The 18,619-nt window shown below is 38.5% G+C and carries 17 protein-coding genes; 15 read left to right on the top strand and 2 right to left on the bottom strand.

The genetic code is table 11. From position 1 onward, the window contains the following. Nucleotides 1-19 precede the first annotated feature (19 nt). From fsa to V4596_04410, 4 genes are all read left to right on the top strand, one after another. Nucleotides 20-664, top strand: a complete 645-nt coding sequence (fsa, locus tag V4596_04425; GenBank protein MES2768370.1) for a fructose-6-phosphate aldolase — start codon at nt 20-22, stop codon at nt 662-664. Then, nucleotides 639-1,136 (top strand): hypothetical protein, encoded by a 498-nt coding sequence (locus tag V4596_04420; GenBank protein MES2768369.1) that lies wholly within the window; start codon nt 639-641, stop codon nt 1,134-1,136. The genes fsa and V4596_04420 overlap by 26 nt, the downstream gene beginning before the upstream one ends. Nucleotides 1,137-1,233: 97 nt before the next feature. Next, entirely contained in the window at nt 1,234-3,450 is a 2,217-nt protein-coding gene (locus tag V4596_04415) for a carboxypeptidase-like regulatory domain-containing protein (GenBank protein MES2768368.1), read from the top strand. An 89-nt stretch (nt 3,451-3,539) separates the two neighbouring features. Then, nucleotides 3,540-4,529 (top strand): 2-oxoglutarate and iron-dependent oxygenase domain-containing protein, encoded by a 990-nt coding sequence (locus tag V4596_04410; protein ID MES2768367.1) that lies wholly within the window; start codon nt 3,540-3,542, stop codon nt 4,527-4,529. Between the two features lie 121 nt (nt 4,530-4,650). Here the strand turns inward: V4596_04410 and V4596_04405 are convergent, their stop codons facing one another. Next, nucleotides 4,651-6,045 (bottom strand): lytic transglycosylase domain-containing protein, encoded by a 1,395-nt coding sequence (locus V4596_04405; protein MES2768366.1) that lies wholly within the window; start codon nt 6,043-6,045, stop codon nt 4,651-4,653. 185 nt (nt 6,046-6,230) lie between these two features. Here V4596_04405 and V4596_04400 point away from each other — a divergent pair, with 185 nt between their 5' ends. From V4596_04400 to V4596_04390, 3 genes are all read left to right on the top strand, one after another. Then, entirely contained in the window at nt 6,231-7,748 is a 1,518-nt protein-coding gene (locus V4596_04400; protein MES2768365.1) for a metallophosphoesterase, read from the top strand. A 165-nt stretch (nt 7,749-7,913) separates the two neighbouring features. After that, complete coding sequence (locus V4596_04395; protein ID MES2768364.1) at nt 7,914-8,108, top strand: hypothetical protein; 195 nt, start codon at nt 7,914-7,916, stop codon at nt 8,106-8,108. Nucleotides 8,109-8,318: 210 nt separating this feature from the next. Continuing rightward, on the top strand, nt 8,319-8,624 hold the full coding sequence (locus tag V4596_04390) for a hypothetical protein (protein ID MES2768363.1): 306 nt from the start codon (nt 8,319-8,321) through the stop codon (nt 8,622-8,624). A gap of 22 nt (nt 8,625-8,646) precedes the next feature. Here V4596_04390 and ligA read toward each other — a convergent pair whose 3' ends face one another. After that, nucleotides 8,647-10,662 (bottom strand): NAD-dependent DNA ligase LigA, encoded by a 2,016-nt coding sequence (gene ligA, locus V4596_04385; GenBank protein ID MES2768362.1) that lies wholly within the window; start codon nt 10,660-10,662, stop codon nt 8,647-8,649. Nucleotides 10,663-10,818: 156 nt separating this feature from the next. Between ligA and gatC the strand changes: the two genes are divergently transcribed. From gatC to V4596_04345, 8 genes are all read left to right on the top strand, one after another. Continuing rightward, complete coding sequence (gene gatC, locus V4596_04380) at nt 10,819-11,106, top strand: Asp-tRNA(Asn)/Glu-tRNA(Gln) amidotransferase subunit GatC (protein ID MES2768361.1); 288 nt, start codon at nt 10,819-10,821, stop codon at nt 11,104-11,106. 2 nt (nt 11,107-11,108) lie between these two features. Beyond that, a complete protein-coding gene (gene gatA, locus V4596_04375; protein MES2768360.1) occupies nt 11,109-12,578 on the top strand; it encodes an Asp-tRNA(Asn)/Glu-tRNA(Gln) amidotransferase subunit GatA in 1,470 nt (489 codons plus the stop codon). Further along, nucleotides 12,568-14,001: an Asp-tRNA(Asn)/Glu-tRNA(Gln) amidotransferase subunit GatB gene (gene gatB, locus V4596_04370; protein ID MES2768359.1), complete on the top strand. Its 1,434-nt coding sequence runs from the start codon at nt 12,568-12,570 to the stop codon at nt 13,999-14,001. Before gatA ends, gatB begins: the two co-directional genes overlap by 11 nt. Before the next feature lie 3 nt (nt 14,002-14,004). After that, a complete protein-coding gene (locus V4596_04365) occupies nt 14,005-15,033 on the top strand; it encodes a hypothetical protein (GenBank protein ID MES2768358.1) in 1,029 nt (342 codons plus the stop codon). Then, nucleotides 15,030-15,926 carry a Ppx/GppA phosphatase family protein gene (locus tag V4596_04360; protein MES2768357.1) on the top strand — a complete coding sequence of 299 codons (897 nt, stop codon included), beginning with the start codon at nt 15,030-15,032 and terminating at the stop codon, nt 15,924-15,926. Before V4596_04365 ends, V4596_04360 begins: the two co-directional genes overlap by 4 nt. Nucleotide 15,927: 1 nt before the next feature. Then, complete coding sequence (locus V4596_04355) at nt 15,928-16,398, top strand: DUF192 domain-containing protein (protein MES2768356.1); 471 nt, start codon at nt 15,928-15,930, stop codon at nt 16,396-16,398. A 161-nt stretch (nt 16,399-16,559) separates the two neighbouring features. Beyond that, nucleotides 16,560-17,870 carry a hypothetical protein gene (locus V4596_04350; protein ID MES2768355.1) on the top strand — a complete coding sequence of 437 codons (1,311 nt, stop codon included), beginning with the start codon at nt 16,560-16,562 and terminating at the stop codon, nt 17,868-17,870. A gap of 120 nt (nt 17,871-17,990) precedes the next feature. After that, nucleotides 17,991-18,497 (top strand): hypothetical protein, encoded by a 507-nt coding sequence (locus V4596_04345; GenBank protein MES2768354.1) that lies wholly within the window; start codon nt 17,991-17,993, stop codon nt 18,495-18,497. Nucleotides 18,498-18,619 lie beyond the last annotated feature (122 nt).

Here is an 18,619-nt window from a genome sequence, read left to right as displayed (position 1 = left end):
TACTACCAGAGGAGCTTTTATGAAGTTTTTTATTGATTCTGCAGACATTAACGAAATCAAAGAAGTTCAGTCACTCGGCCTTGTTGACGGGGTAACAACAAACCCAAGTTTAATCGCAAAAACAGGAAGGCCTATCAAGGATGTGATCAAAGACATCTGTGAAATCGTAAAAGGTCCAATTTCTGCGGAAGTTATCGCGCTCGATGCAGAAGGTATGTACAAAGAAGGAATGGAGCTTGCAAAAATTCATGACAACGTAGTGATCAAGGTTCCAATGACAGAAGCGGGTCTTCAAGCTGTAAGAAAATTCTCAGCTGAAAAAATCAAAACAAATGTTACACTTGTCTTCACTCCCCTGCAGGCGCTTCTAGTGGCAAAAGCAGGCGGAACAATGGTTTCACCTTTTATTGGAAGACTGGATGACATTGGCTCTGATGGAATGACGGCTGTTCGCCAAATGGTCCAAATTTTTCAAAACTATAATTTCAGCACTCAAATCTTGGCGGCGAGTATTCGTAATCCAATTCACCTACTAGACGCAGCATTGGCTGGCGCACATATTGCGACAATTCCACACAAAGTTATTAAGCAACTGACTCACCATCCATTAACCGACAAGGGTATTGAAATCTTTCTCAATGATTATAAAAAATCTCATCAATAAATCCTTTTATAAAGCTTTGGCTACTCTATTATTGAGTAGCTTAAGCGTAGTATGTTTGAATGCCTGTTCAACCGCTTCTTACGCGACCTATGACTATGATTATTCAATTATGGATATTCAGAGCGCCATTGTTGAAAACCTTCCTCAGGGCTTGGGAGCAACTAATGAGAATAGGCGTGTATTCTATTCAAAAAAATTTACAGTCACCCAAGAGAAAACGGAGCAAGAGAAGAAAGGCAAAATCCCTCTAGTTATGAGAGTGCTAATCGATGGAGATAGACGACCCTATGGTCTTGCTGTGGATGTAAGAAAAGTAGCTCCAAATATTTCAAAAGTGGATGAAGCATTCAACTACGGAACTGAATTTCAGGGTCAAGTTTCCCTAGCCAAAAGAGTAGTCAGTCGTATTGAAGATCAGCTTGCCCAACGTCGCAAAAACAAAAACATATTTGACGATTTTAGACCATTCTAAATACAATAATAGGGTGGTGCCTATTCTCTAAAATGAGTAGTCATAAACATTTGAACAGATGTAACAGTTAATAAAGTAACTAACGAAGTAACCATGGATGGACAACTTTAGATTAGAAAATGTTTTCAACATTATTTCTCGTGCAATTTTTGGAAGTGTAATCGCATTACCTCTTTCGTTGTCGAACTATAGCTTGAGTCATCAAGAAGGTTTGAGTTTAAAATATTCAAAAACAGCTCCACCGCTTGCAATATTTGACGATGAAAGAATCACTCCCCACATAGATGAGGAGTTTGTAAGCAATAATACAAAGCAGGTTCTTGAAACCAACCGCCTGCAAACAAGAAAGATAGTTTTAAAAATTTCTAGAAAATTTGCCGCTCTTCAAAAAGCAGCTGTTGAAGAAGCAAAACCAAAAGTTCAAGCCAGAATGCTTGCGGGCCTATCTTTACAGAAAAGTTCATCAAGCATTGCCATCATCAATAAGCCGAGCAATCCAGAAAAACAGATGTTTGCGGCAACCCTGCCAACAAATTTACGTGATCGCGTTGAAGAGATTGAAAACTTTGATGAGATCTTAGAGCAAGATTATGGAACTGAGTCTTTTGAAGCAAGAGCAAAGACTGCTCTTGCAAGCGCAGGAGTAGATCCAGAGGCGCCAACTGAAAGAGAAATTGCAAACACTTACGGTACAAACACAGGCGCTAGAAAATCTTATTCACAAAGAAGGCAGCAAGCCGCAGAAAGAGCAACAAGACAGGCGAGCAATTTTTCTCGCAGTGGATATACAAAAGGAAGCGGAAAAAGAAGCCCGCCACTCCCTACGGCTCCTTCGGATGAGATAATCGATGAGAAAGGTAACAAAGAGAGTAACGAAGGAATCACAGTTGCTAGTCGTGGAAATCAGAGACAAGCTCTGATCGCAGGAAATCTGGAAGTGACAAAAGGATTAGCCCTTACGGGAACTCAGAAAATTGTAGTTTACAGACAAATCGGAGGAACGAAGTACGAATATGGCCAAGTGTTCTTGGATAAAGGTCGTTACGAGATTTATGTCAACGAACCTAATACGGGAGTGGTCATCGCAGAACTTTTAGAAAACGACACGATGGTAGGAAGAGCAGAAATTCTTATGCCGGAAGTGATGTTAAATATAAAATCGGATGCGGACCTAAAAAATGTTCCAATTAAGATCGCTCCAATTTTAGATCAAGTTGTTGCCCAAAATATTTCGGCGTACTCTTATTACAAAAAAGAAAAACTCAACAACTCTCAAATCAGAATCAGCGATGCTCTCAATGCTAACATCAAAGTTTTTAACTCTTCAGTGATCGTAAAAGCCACAAAAGAAAATCATTGGGGGAATATCATTTTGGGCTCTTCAAAACAGCTCTTCACTCATGTATTAAATCCCGATGCGACCATTCAAGCTCTCAAAGATATTTTAGGAATTAGAACTCCAAAGGAACAAATGGGTATCATCAAGGGTGAAGTGCTAATCTCTGGAAAACATGTTGCTGGAGCAGAAGTAGAAATCATCGGCCAAGAGTCTATTAAGCCCGTTTATTTCAATTCATTTATTCCAGATGCATCGCTCACCTCGACAACAGCCAATGGAGAGTATGCCTTTCCTGATATCCCCGAGGGAAACTATTTAGTCAGAGCAAAGTACAAAGGAAAATATCTTTCTCCACAAGTTGCGCCGGTTGAACCGGGCTTTATTACGCAAGTGCAATTTGATGTGCAAAAGCCTGCTTTAGCGGAAGCGTTTATATTTGATATTCAATCGAGCGAAATGATGAGTGCGAATATCAGCTTCTTGGGCTCAGAAACCAAAGTTCCCGTGCAAGCAAGAAAATTGATTTCATTTTCTGGTACAGATGGAGTGCAATTCTTAGAAGTGCAGTCTCCTGATCAAAATTACTATTCAACACGAGTTACTGTAGACAAATCAGAAAAAGAAATTCTTATCCCGATGATTTCTCAAAGCTGGTTGAATGCTCTAATGTCTCGTTTAAAAGTTACGGTAATTCCTGAGACAGGGTTAGTGATTGGGACAGCTTTGGAATTATCTTATTCCGTAGAACTTGATCCAGGCGCGTATAATGAAGATACAAAGATCATTTATTTTGATAATCAAGGCCGATTGGTTCCGGGAGCAATGATTACTCCCGTAGGCGGCGGTTTTGTTGCAGTGAACGTAAATCCAGGAATACGCAGTCTTTTCAATAAGTACCATGGTACGCAAAACCTAAAGATTACTACGATGGCCGTGGATTCTAGTGCCATAAACGTTTTCAGCACAAAATTCTAGAAAAGAGCTATAGATATATTGAAATCCCTTATGAAATTGAGTAGATTGCTCAAAAAATAAGCCTAAATTCTTTAGGGAGGGTTAAACTTATGGAAACAACTCAAAATACAAACTCAACGACATCCAAATATGTGCCTGATCGTCAGGTTCCAGAATTATCACTTAAAGACTTTACTCAAGGCACCTCACAACAAAGAAAACAGTTTATCGACGACTTATTCCTGGGTATGAAAGAGTTTGGTTTCATCAACCTCAGGGATCATGGAATTGATTCGGATCTTTTAAAGAAAGCCTACGAGCTTAGCGAAAAACTTTTCAGCTTACCTCTTGATACAAAAAAACAATACATTCTAAAAGGTAGCGGCGGAGCAAGGGGCTACACAGCGTTTGGCCAAGAGCACGCCAAAGACTCTCCAGTGATGGATTTAAAAGAATTCTGGCATGTCGGTCGCGATCCTATTAATGGAGATCCAAGCGCTCAGTATTTTGCACCAAACATTTGGCCAAAAGAAGTTCCTGAGTTTAAAGAACTTTACATGCACCTTTACAACGAATTAGACAATTGCGCTTTTCAACTTTTAAAAGCATTAACTTATTCATTAGAGCTTCCAGAAAATTATTTTGATAAATTAGCCGGTGGTGGAAACTCTATTCTTAGAATGCTTCACTACCCGCCAATTCCAGAAGGTGTCGACCCAAGATGTGTGAGAGCAGCAGCTCACGAGGATATCAATCTCATTACACTATTGGTTTGTGCATCAGCCTCAGGTCTTCAATTAAAAGATCGCGACGGAAAATGGTTGGACGTAGAAACTGCGCCTCACCTTATCACGGTGGATGCGGGAGATATGTTAGCTAGAATTACAAACGACGTGATTCCTTCTACAACTCACAGAGTGATCAACCCAGCAAATACGGAAAATAAAAGCAGATACTCGATGCCTTACTTTATGCATGCGCATCCAGAATCTGTATTGGAGTGTATTCCGTCTTGCAGGGGTGAGGGTGAAAAGTATCCGCCGATTAGAGAGCATGACTTCTTAATGCAGAGATTAAGAGAGATTGGGTTGATTAAGTAAGAGGTATGCTCACGCGGTCGATGTTGTTTTTTCTTATTTAAAGAGGTCTTCGTCGACCTTGTGATTTTCCGTTTGTATAAAAACGGAAAACCTTCTAGCAGGCCATTGAAAAAGGAATGTTTTAATTTATGCGTGACTCAATAGTTGACGAATCTTCTATGAGTTTTCCGAATTTTTGTTTCTTTGATAAGAATTCTGTGACGATTGTGTCTGGAATGTGAACTATGTATCCTCTTGGGATAGACATGTTTCTTTTGAAAGCGTCGTCTTTAATATCAAGATTATATTTTTGGAATCCATCTTTGCTCATGCCTGTGAATTTTAAAAGCTCTTTTAACTTCACGGCTTTTGTGAGTTTCAATTCTCTGAATTTCAATGGAGAAAGAGGAATTACTGTATCATAGATTTGAGCTCTATATTTTTCTGCATGAAGTACTGCTAAGAATGAAGAGAAGAAATTTTGTGAAGCAAAACCAAAAGACTTTGCCTTGTAGTTTTTGATTAAGAATGTGAGTTCTCTGGATCCTGTTTTCTTAACTGCCGTATTCAAGCTTCCCACGCCGTGGTTGTATGCTGTTAAAGCGAGTGGCCAGTTTTTCAAGATTTGTTTATTTTGTTTTAAGATAAATGCGGCTGAGCTTGCAGCTTTTACGGGAGAATTTCTTTCGTCCACGGCGTTATTCATGATGAGTAATTTTCTGCCGATATAAGGCATCACTTGCCAGATACCACTTGCACCAACTTTACTTACAGCATCTACATTGAAACTGCTTTCAACGAAAGGAAGTCTTGTTAACTCTAAGGGAAGATTTTTTTCTGCGAATACTTTTTCTAATTCAGGAATATAAAGAGAGCTTGATTCTAAACCTTTAAGAATAAAATCTTTTTGCCCGACTTGGGTTCTCAGATTTCTCAGAGCATTGAGAGCAATTTTTTGTCTGTTTTTGCCAGGAATTTGTAAGAGTGCTTGATGAATGTCTTGTTCATCTGGAGATAATTTTGTGAAACTTTTCTTTTTAGAGAGTCTTGTTAATATATTGCTAACATCTTGTCTTTGAATTTTTGAGAATTTTTTAGATTTATGGTACTTTACCCATTTATTTCCGTCAGATTCCAGTATAGGTCTTAAATCTACAATTCTGAAAACAATCCAGGGATAATTCGCATGATGAATCACTTCCTCTTGAGCAGAATACTTTGTATAAATATCAAACCAGAAAGACACTCTTTCTCTTAAATCAGGAGGGATCTTAAAATCATCAGAGATCTTATTGTCTAGATCATTCAATACATAATTCTTATCAAAAGTTTGATTGATCGTAGAGACAATATGGTTGTTTGTTGAAGGAGCAAATGTATTTGGATTACGATCAAAACTCTCTGTGCTGGCGTCAAATACGGGAACGGATGCCCAGGCCTTGTTCGACAAATTCAACGTAGGCTGATAGATAACTTCAGTACTAAAGAAGGTACCTAAACCCAATCCCATTACGATATTTAAGCAGATAGTTTTCATAGTACTTTCATATAAAGCAAACTCGGTGCCATTTCTATAATAAAAAAACGTGTATTTCTAAGCACTTAAGAGCGCCCCAGACTGAGATACTGTCTATATGTTCGCCAATTCATGACAAAATTTGCGGTATAAATATACTGCTCGTTGTGCCGTCAAATTGTATAACCAAATTGTACTGTTCTACTTTGAGACATACAGATACAATTAATAGAAACAACATGGACAACAACAATCCTTTCCAACACGCAAAATATACCGCGATTATAAGCGATATTCATTTAACGGAAGCAGAGCCCGAGCATCCGTCTGGTGATCTTTGGAAAAAATTTAAGAGCAAGGAATTCTTTTTTGACGACACGCTCAGTGATTTTTTCGAATACATTCAAGAGCAGACAGGCAGTGAAAAAGCCGAGTTGATTTTAAATGGAGACATTTTTGATTTCGATGCGGTGATGTCTTATCCTGAAGATGCTCATTACAGAATTACATGGCTAGAAAAAATCAGGGGACTATATCCCGAAGAAGAAAAAGCCTCTTATAAAATACAAAAAATATTGAGCGAGCATCCATTATTCATTGAGGCTTTAAGAAAATTCATCAAAAGAGGAAACCAAGTTGTCATCATCATTGGGAATCACGATTTAGAGCTTCACTACCACCAGGTCCAGAGAGATATTATTTATTCTTTGAATTTAACAAAAGAAGAAGAAAAAAGAGTACGTTTTTGCGAATGGTTTTACATCAGCAATGAAGACACTCTTATTGAGCACGGAAACCAATACGATCCCTACTGTCTTTGCCAAAATCCAATTCACCCACTTGTGCAAAAATTTAACCGCGTGGAATTAAGACTTCCATTCGGGGATTTGGCGGGAAGATACATGACAAACGGCATGGGCTTTTTTAATCCTCACGTGGATTCGAATTTCATTATGAGTTTTGGGGATTATATTAAGTTTTTCACGAAATATTTAATCAGAACTCAGCCGCTCATCATGTGGACATGGTTTTGGTCTTCTATTTTAGTTTTATTTCAATCATTACTCGATAGACTTTTGCCCGAGCTAAAAGACCCACTCACTACAGAGGATCGAGTTAATGACATCGCCGAAAAAGCAAACGCAACACCAAGAATGGTTCGCGAACTCAAAGAGTTGGCGGCGAATCCTGCTGCGAGTAATCCGATTCGACTAGCGAGAGAGTTGTGGCTTGATCGTGCGTTCATCGTGCTTATTGGATTTATTTTTATCTTCCAAATTTTTACTATTATTAAACTCGCCTATGACTTTTCATTTTTCTGGATGTTCATTCCGTTGTTTATTTTGGTTCCGTTTTTTGTCTTCTACGCTAAATCAATTCACTCCGATGTGAGTTCGGTAAAAGAACCCAATGAATGGGTTTTGAGTGTGTCTTCAAGAATCACAAAAGTAAAACGTGTGATCTATGGTCACACACATGTCGCTCGTCATGAGTTCATTGGCGAGGTAGAACATTTGAATTCAGGATGTTGGACTCCCGCGTTTCTAGATGTGGAGTGCACGAAACCTTTTGGCAAGAAGACATACATTTGGATTGAGCCAGGCGAGAACGGCAAAAGAACGGCTCAGCTCAGAGAATTTATCCGTGGCGATTCATATCAAATTAAAAGCGGAAAACCTCCCCAAGATGCTGATGCTCCAACCGTTATTCAGGTTAGTTCCTAAAAGGTGCCCGTCAACTTTTGGAAACCCACCGCAGCAATTGCTGCGCGGATTGCGTCAAAGACACAAATCTTAACGTTTCGTTAAAATTAGCTTCAAAACGAATATATTCGAGTATATTTTAATTTCTGAAATAAGAGCTCTTATGAGCGTTTTGGAGGAAATATTATGGCGGACGTTTTAGTAGTAACTAGCAAAGTTAAAAAGTACATCAAAGAAAAAGCAACTTACAACACTTCATCAGAAACCGTTGATGTATTGAGCAAAGCTGTTCAGGCACTTTGTGATCGTGGAATCGAGAGCGCAAAAAACGACGGCAGAAAAACCGTTATGGCTCGCGATATCAACATCGACCATTTATAGAATTATAAATTAAAAAATTGAATTCACAAAGGCGAGCAACAACTCGCCTTTTTTCTTTTATAGATATGATGATGATTTTACACAATTCTGGAAGTGTTTTCGATATAGAAAAATTATAAGTAACCTAAAAAAGCATGAATTTTAATCAGCCTCATACTTTATCTCTATATGTCTAAACAACGTTCCAAATGATAACAAAAGGATTCTGATATGAGTAAAATATTTATCGCTTTGATTGCTTTTTTAATTTCTTATGAATCACAGGCTTCAGGCATTTCACCCAATGAAGCTTGTAATAAAGCCTACGATCTCGTAGAGGAGACTTTTGATTTCTGGAATACGCTCATAGGCGAGTGTAAAGATAAAGCGTTAATAAGTGATGTTGAGTCACTATTGTATGAAACCTTTTTGAACTGTAATAATATGTGTATTAATCACAGACATGTTAGAATTTTATGTGAACAGCGTAAAAAACAAATGATTCGAATTAAAAATCAAAATTCAAGCTGCCTTTAAAGTATATTAGATCTGGGAAGAATTATTCTGCAAGCAAGCTTTGAAACTCTTCCCAAGATAGAACTTTAACTCCGAGTTCTTGCGCTTTATCGAGTTTTGTTCCTGCAGCCTCACCAGCTAAGACATAGCTAGTTTTCTTACTCACGGATCCGCTGGTTTTTCCCAGGTGGCTTTCGATTATTTTTTTAACTTCATCGCGATCCATCGGTAGAGTGCCCGTAATTACAAACGTGAGGCCTTTAAATCTTTCAGAAGAAATTTTTTTTTCCTCACCTTGGATGTCTACGCCATTTTTAATTATCTTTTGAATTTCTTTTTTGAAGGAATCTTGTGAAATTGCGTCGATGATGGATTGAGCAACCTTTGGTCCGACACCATCAATCTCGACGAGTTCTTCTAAATTTGTTTTTAGAAATTTATCTAAGAGTCCAAAGTGATGGGCGAGAATTTTAGCTGTTTGCTCGCCGACGAAACGGATTCCTAGAGCGTATATGAATCTTGATAGACTGGGTTTTCTGCTGCTATCGATGCTTTCGATAATGTTTTGAGCAGATTTTTCGCCTTGTCTTTCTAAAACTAAAACCTGATCGATTTTAATTTTATAAAGATCCGAGTAGGAACCAATCAATTTGTTGTCTACAAAACTGTCAATGAGTTTGTCTCCGACCTTTTCTATATTCATTGCACGCTTTGAAACAAAATGTTTTAGAGATTCTTTTAGTTTGGCATCACAAAGTGGGTTGGGACATCTTAAGACCACTTCGCCTTCGACTTTAGTGGCTTCAGATCCACACACCGGACATTCTTTTGGAATATAATAAGCTTTACTTTTTTTCTCGCGCTTATCTTTTAATACTTCAACGATTTCAGGAATCACATCGCCCGCTCGATGTACGATAACAAAATCTTGCTCTCTGACGTCTTTGCGATCAATTTCATCTTGATTATGAAGAGTGGCGTTGGTTATCGTTACTCCGCCAACAACAACAGGCTTCATTATTGCAACCGGAGTGAGGGCGCCGGTCCTTCCGACTTGAACAACGATTTTTTCAATTTGTGTTTCAGCTTGGTCGGGTTCGAACTTTGCAGCATTGGCCCATCTCGGAGATCTTGAGATAAAACCCAATTCATCTTGGAGTTTGTAATCATTTACTTTTACAACAATGCCATCGATTTCGAAGGGTAAAGCTTTTCTAAGTTTTTTAATTTTATTATAGTAATCCACAGCTCCATCAGCCTTATCCACAAGTGAGATAATCTCTTCTGCAACGGTCGGAACTCCCCAATCTCTGAATTGTTTTTGAGTAGAGTCTTGAGATTTGAATTGGATTCCTTCAAAGGCCCCAAGAGAATAACCATAAAATCTCAAAGGTCTTGCGGCTGCGATTTTTGGATCAAGTTGTCGGATTGTTCCTGCGGCCGCGTTTCGAGGATTGGCAAAGGGAACCTCGCCTTCTTCTTGCTGCTCTTCATTCAGCTTTAAGAAATCTTTTTTCTGCATTAGAACTTCACCGCGAATTTCTACGAGCTTGGGAGGGGTTGATGTTTTTAATTTCATAGGAATAGATTTGATGGTTTTGATATTTGAAAAAACATCTTCGCCAGTTGTTCCATCGCCTCGTGTGAGTGCGCCAACCAATGTTCCGTTTTCATAAATTAATTCAATTGCAAGGCCATCCAGTTTGGGTTCGCAAAAATACTCAATGTCTTTTTCCGAAGCTAAAACCTTTTTCACTCTTTTATCAAAAGCCAGAATGTCTTCTTCGGAGTAACTATTCTGAAGCGAAAGCATGGGTTTTCTATGGGCTACTTTTTTGAACTTATCAAGAGCCTGAGCACCGACCCTCTGGGTTGGAGACAATTCTGAAATGATTTCGGGATGAGCCTCTTCGATGTTTTTTAATTCTGCGTAGAGCTTATCATATTCGCGGTCTGGAATCGTAGGACGGTCTAGAACATGATAGTTTGTATCATGAACCTGAATCTCTTCGATGAGCTCGGCGTATCTTTTTGTAAGATTAGGCTGTACCTTTTTCATATGTTTCCCGTCGGGGACCATAAGACTCCAATCCCCTTTAGAAATAAACGAAAAATAAACAAGCAACGCAATGCGCACTGAGATGAATTCCTATTCGGAAAAGGTTACTCTGTCGTCTTGTAATTTGGCTAAAATTTTAGCCAAAAAAGGATTAGCATGGACAAAAAAGAAGTAGAAAAAATCGGGCGCTTATCTCGCCTCAAGCTCACTTCCGAAGAAGTTGATTTTTACACAAACCATTTATCAATGATTCTTGGTCACTTTGAAGAGTTGAGTTCAATCAAAACGGAAGGCATCGAACCCCTGGTCACCCCAACAACTCATACTCCCCACACTGCAAAAGATGAAGTGAAGAGAGTTGTGACGACAGAAGAGATTCTAAAAAATGCTCCAGAGAGAAGCGGAAACTTATTTAAAGTTCCACCTGTAGTGGGAGGAGATTAAAAATGAAATTTTTAAATCAAACCCTTCTAGATATTCGTGATCAAATTCAGGGCGGAAAAACAAGATCAGTAGATGTTGTTACAGAATCTTTAGAAAGAATTAAGAAATATGACAAAGACATCAACGCATTCATCACAATGAATGACGTTGCCATGAAAAGAGCAGAAGAAATCGATACGCGTATTAAAAAAGGCGAAAAAGTTGGAAGACTCGCGGGAGTTCCAATTGCCGTAAAAGACATGTACTGTACAAAAGGTCTCAAGACTACAGCAGCATCAAAGATTTTAAATAATTTTATTCCTCAGTATTCAGCAACCGTGGTTCAAAAACTTGAAAAAGAAGGCGCTGTCATCGTTGGAAAAACAAACTGCGATGAATTTGCCATGGGCTCAAGTAACGAAAACTCTGCCTATGGAGTTGTACAAAATCCATGGAGAAAGGGCCACGTTGCTGGAGGCTCGAGCGGTGGTGCAGCAGCAGCTCAGGCAGCGAGATATGTTTTTGGCTCCATGGGAACTGACACAGGTGGATCTATCAGGCAGCCAGCAAGTCTTTGCGGACTTTATGGAATCAAGCCCACTTATGGAAGAGTAAGCCGTTATGGAATCATTGCTTACGCTTCATCTCTAGATCAAGCGGGACCGCTTGCAAGCTCAACAAAAGATGCAGCAGAAATTTTAACTTCGATTGCAGGCTTTGATGAAATGGATTCAACATCTTCAGCAGAAGCGGTTCCAGATTTTGCAAAAGACATCAATCCAGATATGACAAAGGTAACCATCGGCATCCCAAAAGAATATTTTGGTGAAGATTTAAATCCAGAAATTAAATCTGTAGTTTTAAACGCCATTGAAATCTTAAAATCCCAGGGTGCAAAATTTAAAGAAATATCTTTACCTCACACAAAGTTTGCAGTTCCGGTTTACTATCTTGTGGCGACAAGCGAGGCTTCGAGCAACTTATCTCGTTACGATGGTATTCGTTACGGATTAAGAGTTCCTTCTCAGGATTTAAATGAGCTTTATAGCCAAACAAGATCAGATGGTTTTGGAACAGAGGTAAAAAAGAGAATCATGCTTGGTACATTTGCGCTCTCAAGCGGCTACTACGATGCTTACTACAAAAAGGCATCGCAAGTGAGAAGAATCATTTTAAATGATTTTTTAAAAGCATTCACAGGTTGTGATGCCATCATTTGCCCAGTGACAACATCAACCGCGTTCAAAGTGGGCGAAAAAATCAAAGATACTCTTTCAATGTACTATAACGATATCTTTACAACGTCGACAAACCTTGCGGGTCTTCCGGGAATGAGCATTCCAGGCGGATTATCTAAAGACGGCCTACCTATTGGAATACAAATTATGGCCCCGCACTTTAAAGAACAAACAATCTTTAATATTTCTCAGGCTCTTGAAAATAATCTGAAAGTAGATATGAAAATGAAAGGCGGGATGGTCGATGGCATATAGTGATTACGAAACAGTCATAGGTTTAGAAATCCACGCGCAGTTTTTGGTGAATTCAAAATTATTTTGTAGATGTTCTGCGAGATACGGCGGTGGTGATAATGAAAATACTTGTCCGGTTTGTACAGGGATGCCTGGCGCTCTGCCTGTTTTGAATGAAAAAGTTGTAGAGTTTGCTGTGAAAACAGGACTTGCGCTCAATTGTAAAGTGAATCAAAAGTCAGTTTTCTCAAGAAAAAACTATTTCTATCCAGATTTACCTAAAGGATATCAAATTTCTCAATTCGATGAGCCCGTTTGTGGAAATGGACATATTGAAATTCTATTGGATGGTGAGAAGAAGAAAATCGGAATCACAAGAGCGCACATCGAAGAAGATGCGGGAAAGTCTACGCACCACGGAGAATTCACACTCGTAAACTTAAACAGAAGTTCGGTTCCACTTTTAGAAATCGTGTCTGAACCAGATATGAGATCTCCACAAGAGGCTGCGGAATATGCAAGAACAGTTCGCTCAGTCCTAAGATATCTCGGCGTTTGCGACGGAAATCTAGAAGAAGGCTCGATGAGATGCGATTGCAATGTGAGTGTTCGCAAAAAAGGCGAAACAAAGCTAGGGACCAGAACAGAATTAAAAAATATCAACTCATTTAGATTTATTGAAAAAGCCATTCAATATGAAATCGAAAGACAAATTGATTCCATTGAAGCAGGACAAGCTATTGTTCAAGAAACAAGATTGTACGACTCGACAAAAAATAAAACTTTCTCAATGAGATCTAAAGAAGAGGCTCACGATTATAGATATTTTCCGGAACCAGATTTGATTCCATTGAAATTTGATGAAGCGTACATTGCAAAAATCAAAACAAGTCTGCCGGAGCTCCCGAACCAAAGATCAGCGAGGTTCCAAAAAGACTACTCTCTCCCGGAATATGATGCCTTGATCTTAACAATCGAAAAAGAAATGGCAGATTACTATGAAACAGTTGTTAAAACTTGCGGGAATGCAAAATTGGCATCGAACTGGATTATGTCTGAGCTTTTAAGAGAACTGAACAACTCTAAAAAAGAAATTTCAGATTGCCCTATTAAACCAGAAGCACTTGGTGAAATGATTATGATGATCGATAAAGGAACAATTTCTGGAAAAATTGCTAAAACAGTTTTTGCCGAAATGTTTACTTCGGGAAAATCTCCAAAAGACATCGTAGCTAGCCAGGGCTTAACGCAGATCACAGACACCTCGGCGATTGAAAAAATCATTGATGAAGTGATGACGGCAAATCCAAATCAACTGAATGACTATAGATCTGGAAAAGATAAGCTCTTTGGCTTCTTTGTGGGTCAGGCCATGAAGGCGTCAAAAGGCCAAGCAAGCCCCGAGATGTTGAACGATCTCCTTAAGAAAAAACTGAAAGGATAATTAATGAAATTTGGAGGAATGAGTTCGGTGAAAAAAGTATTTATCGCATTTGTAGTTTTAATGATACTGGCGATATCTGCTCTGGCTATTGCCCCCTTATTCATTGATATCAACAAAAAAATAAAACCTATTTTGGTAGATGCGCTAGAAAAAAATCTAGCTGCAAAAGTCACTATGGGTGATATTTCTCTCAGTTTATTTGGTAAAGTGAGTCTTGAGATTGATACTCTTAAAATCATTAAGGACAAAATTACAGTCGATCTAACAGATCTCAGTCTTGTAATGCCATATTCTGTCTTAAGAAAAAATCCAACAGAGTGGGCCAAAAAAATAAAAATAGCAATTCTGGCAGACGAAATATCTGTTAATAACAGACAGCTAGTAATAAACAAATTCAAGTCGGATTTTCTAAAAGAAGAATCTATAGTAAAACTAAAAAATACGGAGTTCAATATTTTTGAAGGCAAGGGAGCAAGTTTCTTGGAGATGGACTTCTCACAAAGTCTTAAAGCCATTTTTGAGTTTGAAGTGAAAAATGGAGTTTGGCCGGTTGAAAAAATCAAAGGTGAACTCGAAAAGAAAACAGCAAGTATTCCGCAAGCAAAAAAAATGATCGAAGATATTGATATAGATGAAAAATTTGAAACGCTAAAAGGCAAAATTCTTTTGCAAAACGGAATTACGAATATCCAAGAACTATTTATGGATATTCCAGAGAGTAAGGTCGAAGTTCGAGCGTCAGGCATCATTAACACAAAGAATGCATTGAAAATCGATGGAAACTTTATACTACCCTTAGACAACGTTCCTGGCGAACTAAGGTCTTCAGACGGACGTGGAAAAATTCCTTTCGATGTGATTGGGACAATAGATAATCCAAAAATCAACTGGGAAAAAATGATTGAGCTTGTTGTTCATGCCTACACCAAAGACGAAGGTAAAAAAATCATTAAAAAAGAAGTGAACAAATTAAAAGAAAAATTGATGAAAGATGAAAAGATCAAAGAGTTAATAAAAGGAATCAAGTTTTGAGAGTTGCAGCGATTGATCTTGGATCAAATTCATTTTTATGCTTGATTGCCGAAAAAGATAAAAACGGAAACATTAAAGAAGTTTATGACACCATAGAATTTGTAAAGCTTGGTGAAGGCGTTCATAAGAACAAAGCATTCTCAGAGGGAGCCCTAGAAAGAGCAGAGTTTGCGTTTCAAAAATTTCAAAAGCAAATTGAAAAACATAAAGTAGAAAAAATTGCTTCTGTAGCGACAAGCGCTGCAAGAGATGTCAGTAACAAAGATAAATTCTTTGACCTTGGTAAGAAATACGGAATTCCAATAGAAATTATTAGCGGAGAAAACGAGGGTGACTATACATATTTAGGAGTTCTCTCTAGCAGACCAAAGAAGCCGAACTTCTCTGTTCTCGACATTGGCGGAGGGTCTACAGAAATTGCGTATCGGTCAAATGATTCGCTGAAAGCCAAAAGCTTTAACGTTGGCTGTGTAAGGCTGACAGAACTTTTTTTGAAATCAAATCCTGAAAGGGACTTTGAAATAGTAGAATTTAGAAACTATTTAAAAGAAAAAATGCCATTCATGGATTTTGGAAATCTTGAAATGGTAGCCGTTGCGGGAACCCCCACTACCCTAGCAAGTTTGCATTTAAAAAGAGAGTTTGATCCAAGTGTGATTGATAATTTTCAATTAACAAAAACACATATAAAAGATTTAATCAAAAAACTTCATGAATTAACTATTGAGGAAAGAAAAAAACTCACGGGAATTGATGCTCCAAGAGCAGATGTCATAATGGCAGGCGCATTGATTCTTGAACATGTATTAGAAATATGTAAACTAGATTCAGTAACTGTTTCATGTCGTGGAGTTAGGTACGGTTTGGCCTATAAAATGTTAGGATGTCATTAGTATGAAATTTTTTTTAGCCTCAATATTTATGTTTTTATTATTTCCTAGCTTGTCAAAAGCCCAGTTCATGGAGGAACCAAAATGCGAAATGATATTAAAAGCCCAGTTTAAAAAGGCAAAATTAAAAATTTGCAATCAAACACTAGACGTTGATATAGCAGACAATGATGTGTTGAGAGCTTTTGGACTAATGTGCAGAGAGAGCCTTGGTGAGAATAACGGGATGATCTTTGTCTTTGAAAACGAAAGAACTTTGTCATTTTGGATGAAGAACACAAAGCTTCCACTTAGCATTGGGTATTTAGACAAAAATAAAACACTTATAGACACTTACGATCTAGAGCCGTTCAGTGAAAAACCTGTTTTAAGTTCAAAACCCGCGGTCTATGCACTTGAAACCAATAGAGGTTGGTTCAAGAAAAACAAAATCAAAGCAGGTTGTAAATTTGATTTTGTGACTAAAGGGCAGTAGCAAAACTTCACCTCGGACCTTGACGTCAGGCTAACTAGACCCATCTGAAAAAAAATCTTTTGAGAATTATGTAAATAGTGCTTAAATAAAATATAGCAGGGTGACGATATATATTCGTAAGAATTGCGCAAAACATAAAAAGCAACAAGGAAGATTTACCCATGAAACTAAAATTATTATCTCTACTACTAATCCTCGGGTTAATGGTTAACACCACTGGATGTACTTCATCTAACGATGAGTCCACAGATGTTGAAGCAGCAGATGCAGACTCTCAATTAGAGGGCGAAGAAACTGGGGACACTAGCGCAGAAGAAGGCTCTGAAGAAGTCAGCGAAGAGTCGGCTGAAGGTGAAGAAGTAGTTGAAGAGGGTGATGACTTTGCTGCCGATGAAGAAGTTGTTGCTGATACAGGTGAAGAAGAAGTTGTAGAAGAAGGTGCTGCTGAAGAAAGCGCTCCATCTACAGATGTTGCGACAGAAGAACTTCCGGCAGACACAATGGAAGACAGCTCAGCTATCGTTGCTGAAGATGGAACTGCGACAGAAGGTACAGAATTGGCTGATGGGTCAGTGAGCGATTCTGCTCCAACCGAAGAAGCTTCATTTGATAACTCAGCTTCAGAAACCCCAACAGACACTGCTGCTGAAACTTCATCTTATGAAGAAACTCCAAAATTCATTCCAGTAAAAAAGATCGCAGATGCTCCATTCAACAAAAATGGATTACTTTTAAATACAGTATATATCGCAAGACCAGGTGATGACTTGTCTGGAATCAGTCAAAAGATTTTTGGTAATGATCAAACTGCGGTACTAACGCAAGCTAATCCCAATCTTTCTAACGGCGTAAAAGTTGGTGACAAAGTTTATTACAATTCACCAAAAAGACCTCAGGATGCTGAGAGAATGATGACTTATTATGAAGATAACGGATTGGCGCCAACATCATACGTAGCTAAATCTGGCGATAATATCAGAGTGATTTCTAAAAATTTATTGGGCGACCAAGGTTCTTGGAAAGAAGTTTGGGCGACAAACATGGCAGTAGACTCAAAAGACGAACTTGCAGAGGGTACAGAGTTAAGATACTGGCCAGAGGGTTCAGCGGGAGTGCCAGCAATGGCAGAAACTGCCTCGCCGCCAGCTCCAGAGGCTCCGCAAATGCCTGAGCCGACTCCTGAAGCTCCGATTGCAGCTAACGATCCAGCGGCCCCACAAGACGATTTTGCATTACCAGACGATATGGCAAATTCAGGTGCAGCAGCAGGAACTGTTGCAGTAGAGCCACCACCTCCGCCGCCTCCAGCAGCACCGGCTCCACAAAAATCTGTGGCTTCTAATGACGAAAAAGATTTAACGTTCATGTTATCCGCAGGCGGATTGTTGCTTGTGGGCGTAGGAGTTCTCCTTGGAATTATAAGAAAAGGTAGATCTCGCAAAATGAGCATGAACACTCACACACAAATTTAATTTAAACTAAGTTTAAATATAGCTGAAGAAACCCAAGTTAAAAGCTTGGGTTTTTTATTTACAAAAAAGACAATATCAATCGCTCGGTCCATCGTTTTTGATATGTGAAAAAAAACTATATTGAAAATTTTAATACTGGTGTCCCCCTCTTCTTTTGCGGGAGAAAATTTTTTGGTCTGCGGAGTTCCAGAAATCAGTGCGATAGAAGCTTTACTGATCGATGGAGCGTTATCAGTCACTCGAAAAAGACAAAAGAATTTACCATTGTATGCTCGGGAGATGAATTCAAAAATCCTTGTTCCAGTATATGTACATGTTATAGCTAAAGATGAAAAACCAGAAGGCGGATATATCTCCAGAGAAAAAATCAATGAACAAATGGACGTTTTAAACTCGAGCTATAAGACAGCAAATGTAAGATTCGAGCTTATGGATGTAGATTACACAATCAGTCCTGAATGGCACAAAATTCCGAAAAAATCCGAACTAGAAGCAGAGATTATAAAAAAATTAAACAAAGGAGACAAAAGAATATTAAATCTATATTTCGCTACTCCAGGAGTAAAAGTAGTCGATATTAGTGGGAGGGAGATTTTTATAGAGACGGGTGGCTATGGTTATATCTAAAGCAGACTTTTCTAAGCAGGAAACTATTTTCTTATTTTATAATTAAACAGCTTTCTTGAAAATAGTCTCAAGAATAGATCTTCTGTTCTCTCGAGAAGATTCTACGAAATACATCAAGTCAT

This window comes from Bdellovibrionota bacterium (genome assembly GCA_040386775.1).
GTDB lineage: Bacteria > Bdellovibrionota > Bdellovibrionia > Bdellovibrionales > JAEYZS01 > JAEYZS01.
The sequence above is the reverse complement of the archived record's forward strand: the minus strand, read 5'-3'. Positions and strand labels throughout refer to the sequence as shown.

Bases quoted from the DNA above. Each gene is read 5' to 3' on its own strand.
- gatC (MES2768361.1), top strand. From the start codon at position 10,819: ATGGACAAAAAAGAAGTAGAAAAAATCGGGCGCTTATCTCGCCTCAAG.
- V4596_04365 (MES2768358.1), top strand. From the start codon at position 14,005: ATGAAATTTGGAGGAATGAGTTCGGTGAAAAAAGTATTTATCGCATTT.
- ligA (MES2768362.1), bottom strand. From the start codon at position 10,662: ATGAAAAAGGTACAGCCTAATCTTACAAAAAGATACGCCGAGCTCATC.
- V4596_04350 (MES2768355.1), top strand. From the start codon at position 16,560: ATGAAACTAAAATTATTATCTCTACTACTAATCCTCGGGTTAATGGTT.
- V4596_04420 (MES2768369.1), top strand. From the start codon at position 639: ATGATTATAAAAAATCTCATCAATAAATCCTTTTATAAAGCTTTGGCT.
- gatB (MES2768359.1), top strand. From the start codon at position 12,568: ATGGCATATAGTGATTACGAAACAGTCATAGGTTTAGAAATCCACGCG.
- V4596_04415 (MES2768368.1), top strand. From the start codon at position 1,234: ATGGACAACTTTAGATTAGAAAATGTTTTCAACATTATTTCTCGTGCA.
- V4596_04390 (MES2768363.1), top strand. From the start codon at position 8,319: ATGAGTAAAATATTTATCGCTTTGATTGCTTTTTTAATTTCTTATGAA.
- V4596_04405 (MES2768366.1), bottom strand. From the start codon at position 6,045: ATGAAAACTATCTGCTTAAATATCGTAATGGGATTGGGTTTAGGTACC.
- gatA (MES2768360.1), top strand. From the start codon at position 11,109: ATGAAATTTTTAAATCAAACCCTTCTAGATATTCGTGATCAAATTCAG.
- fsa (MES2768370.1), top strand. From the start codon at position 20: ATGAAGTTTTTTATTGATTCTGCAGACATTAACGAAATCAAAGAAGTT.
- V4596_04395 (MES2768364.1), top strand. From the start codon at position 7,914: ATGGCGGACGTTTTAGTAGTAACTAGCAAAGTTAAAAAGTACATCAAA.
- V4596_04355 (MES2768356.1), top strand. From the start codon at position 15,928: ATGAAATTTTTTTTAGCCTCAATATTTATGTTTTTATTATTTCCTAGC.
- V4596_04410 (MES2768367.1), top strand. From the start codon at position 3,540: ATGGAAACAACTCAAAATACAAACTCAACGACATCCAAATATGTGCCT.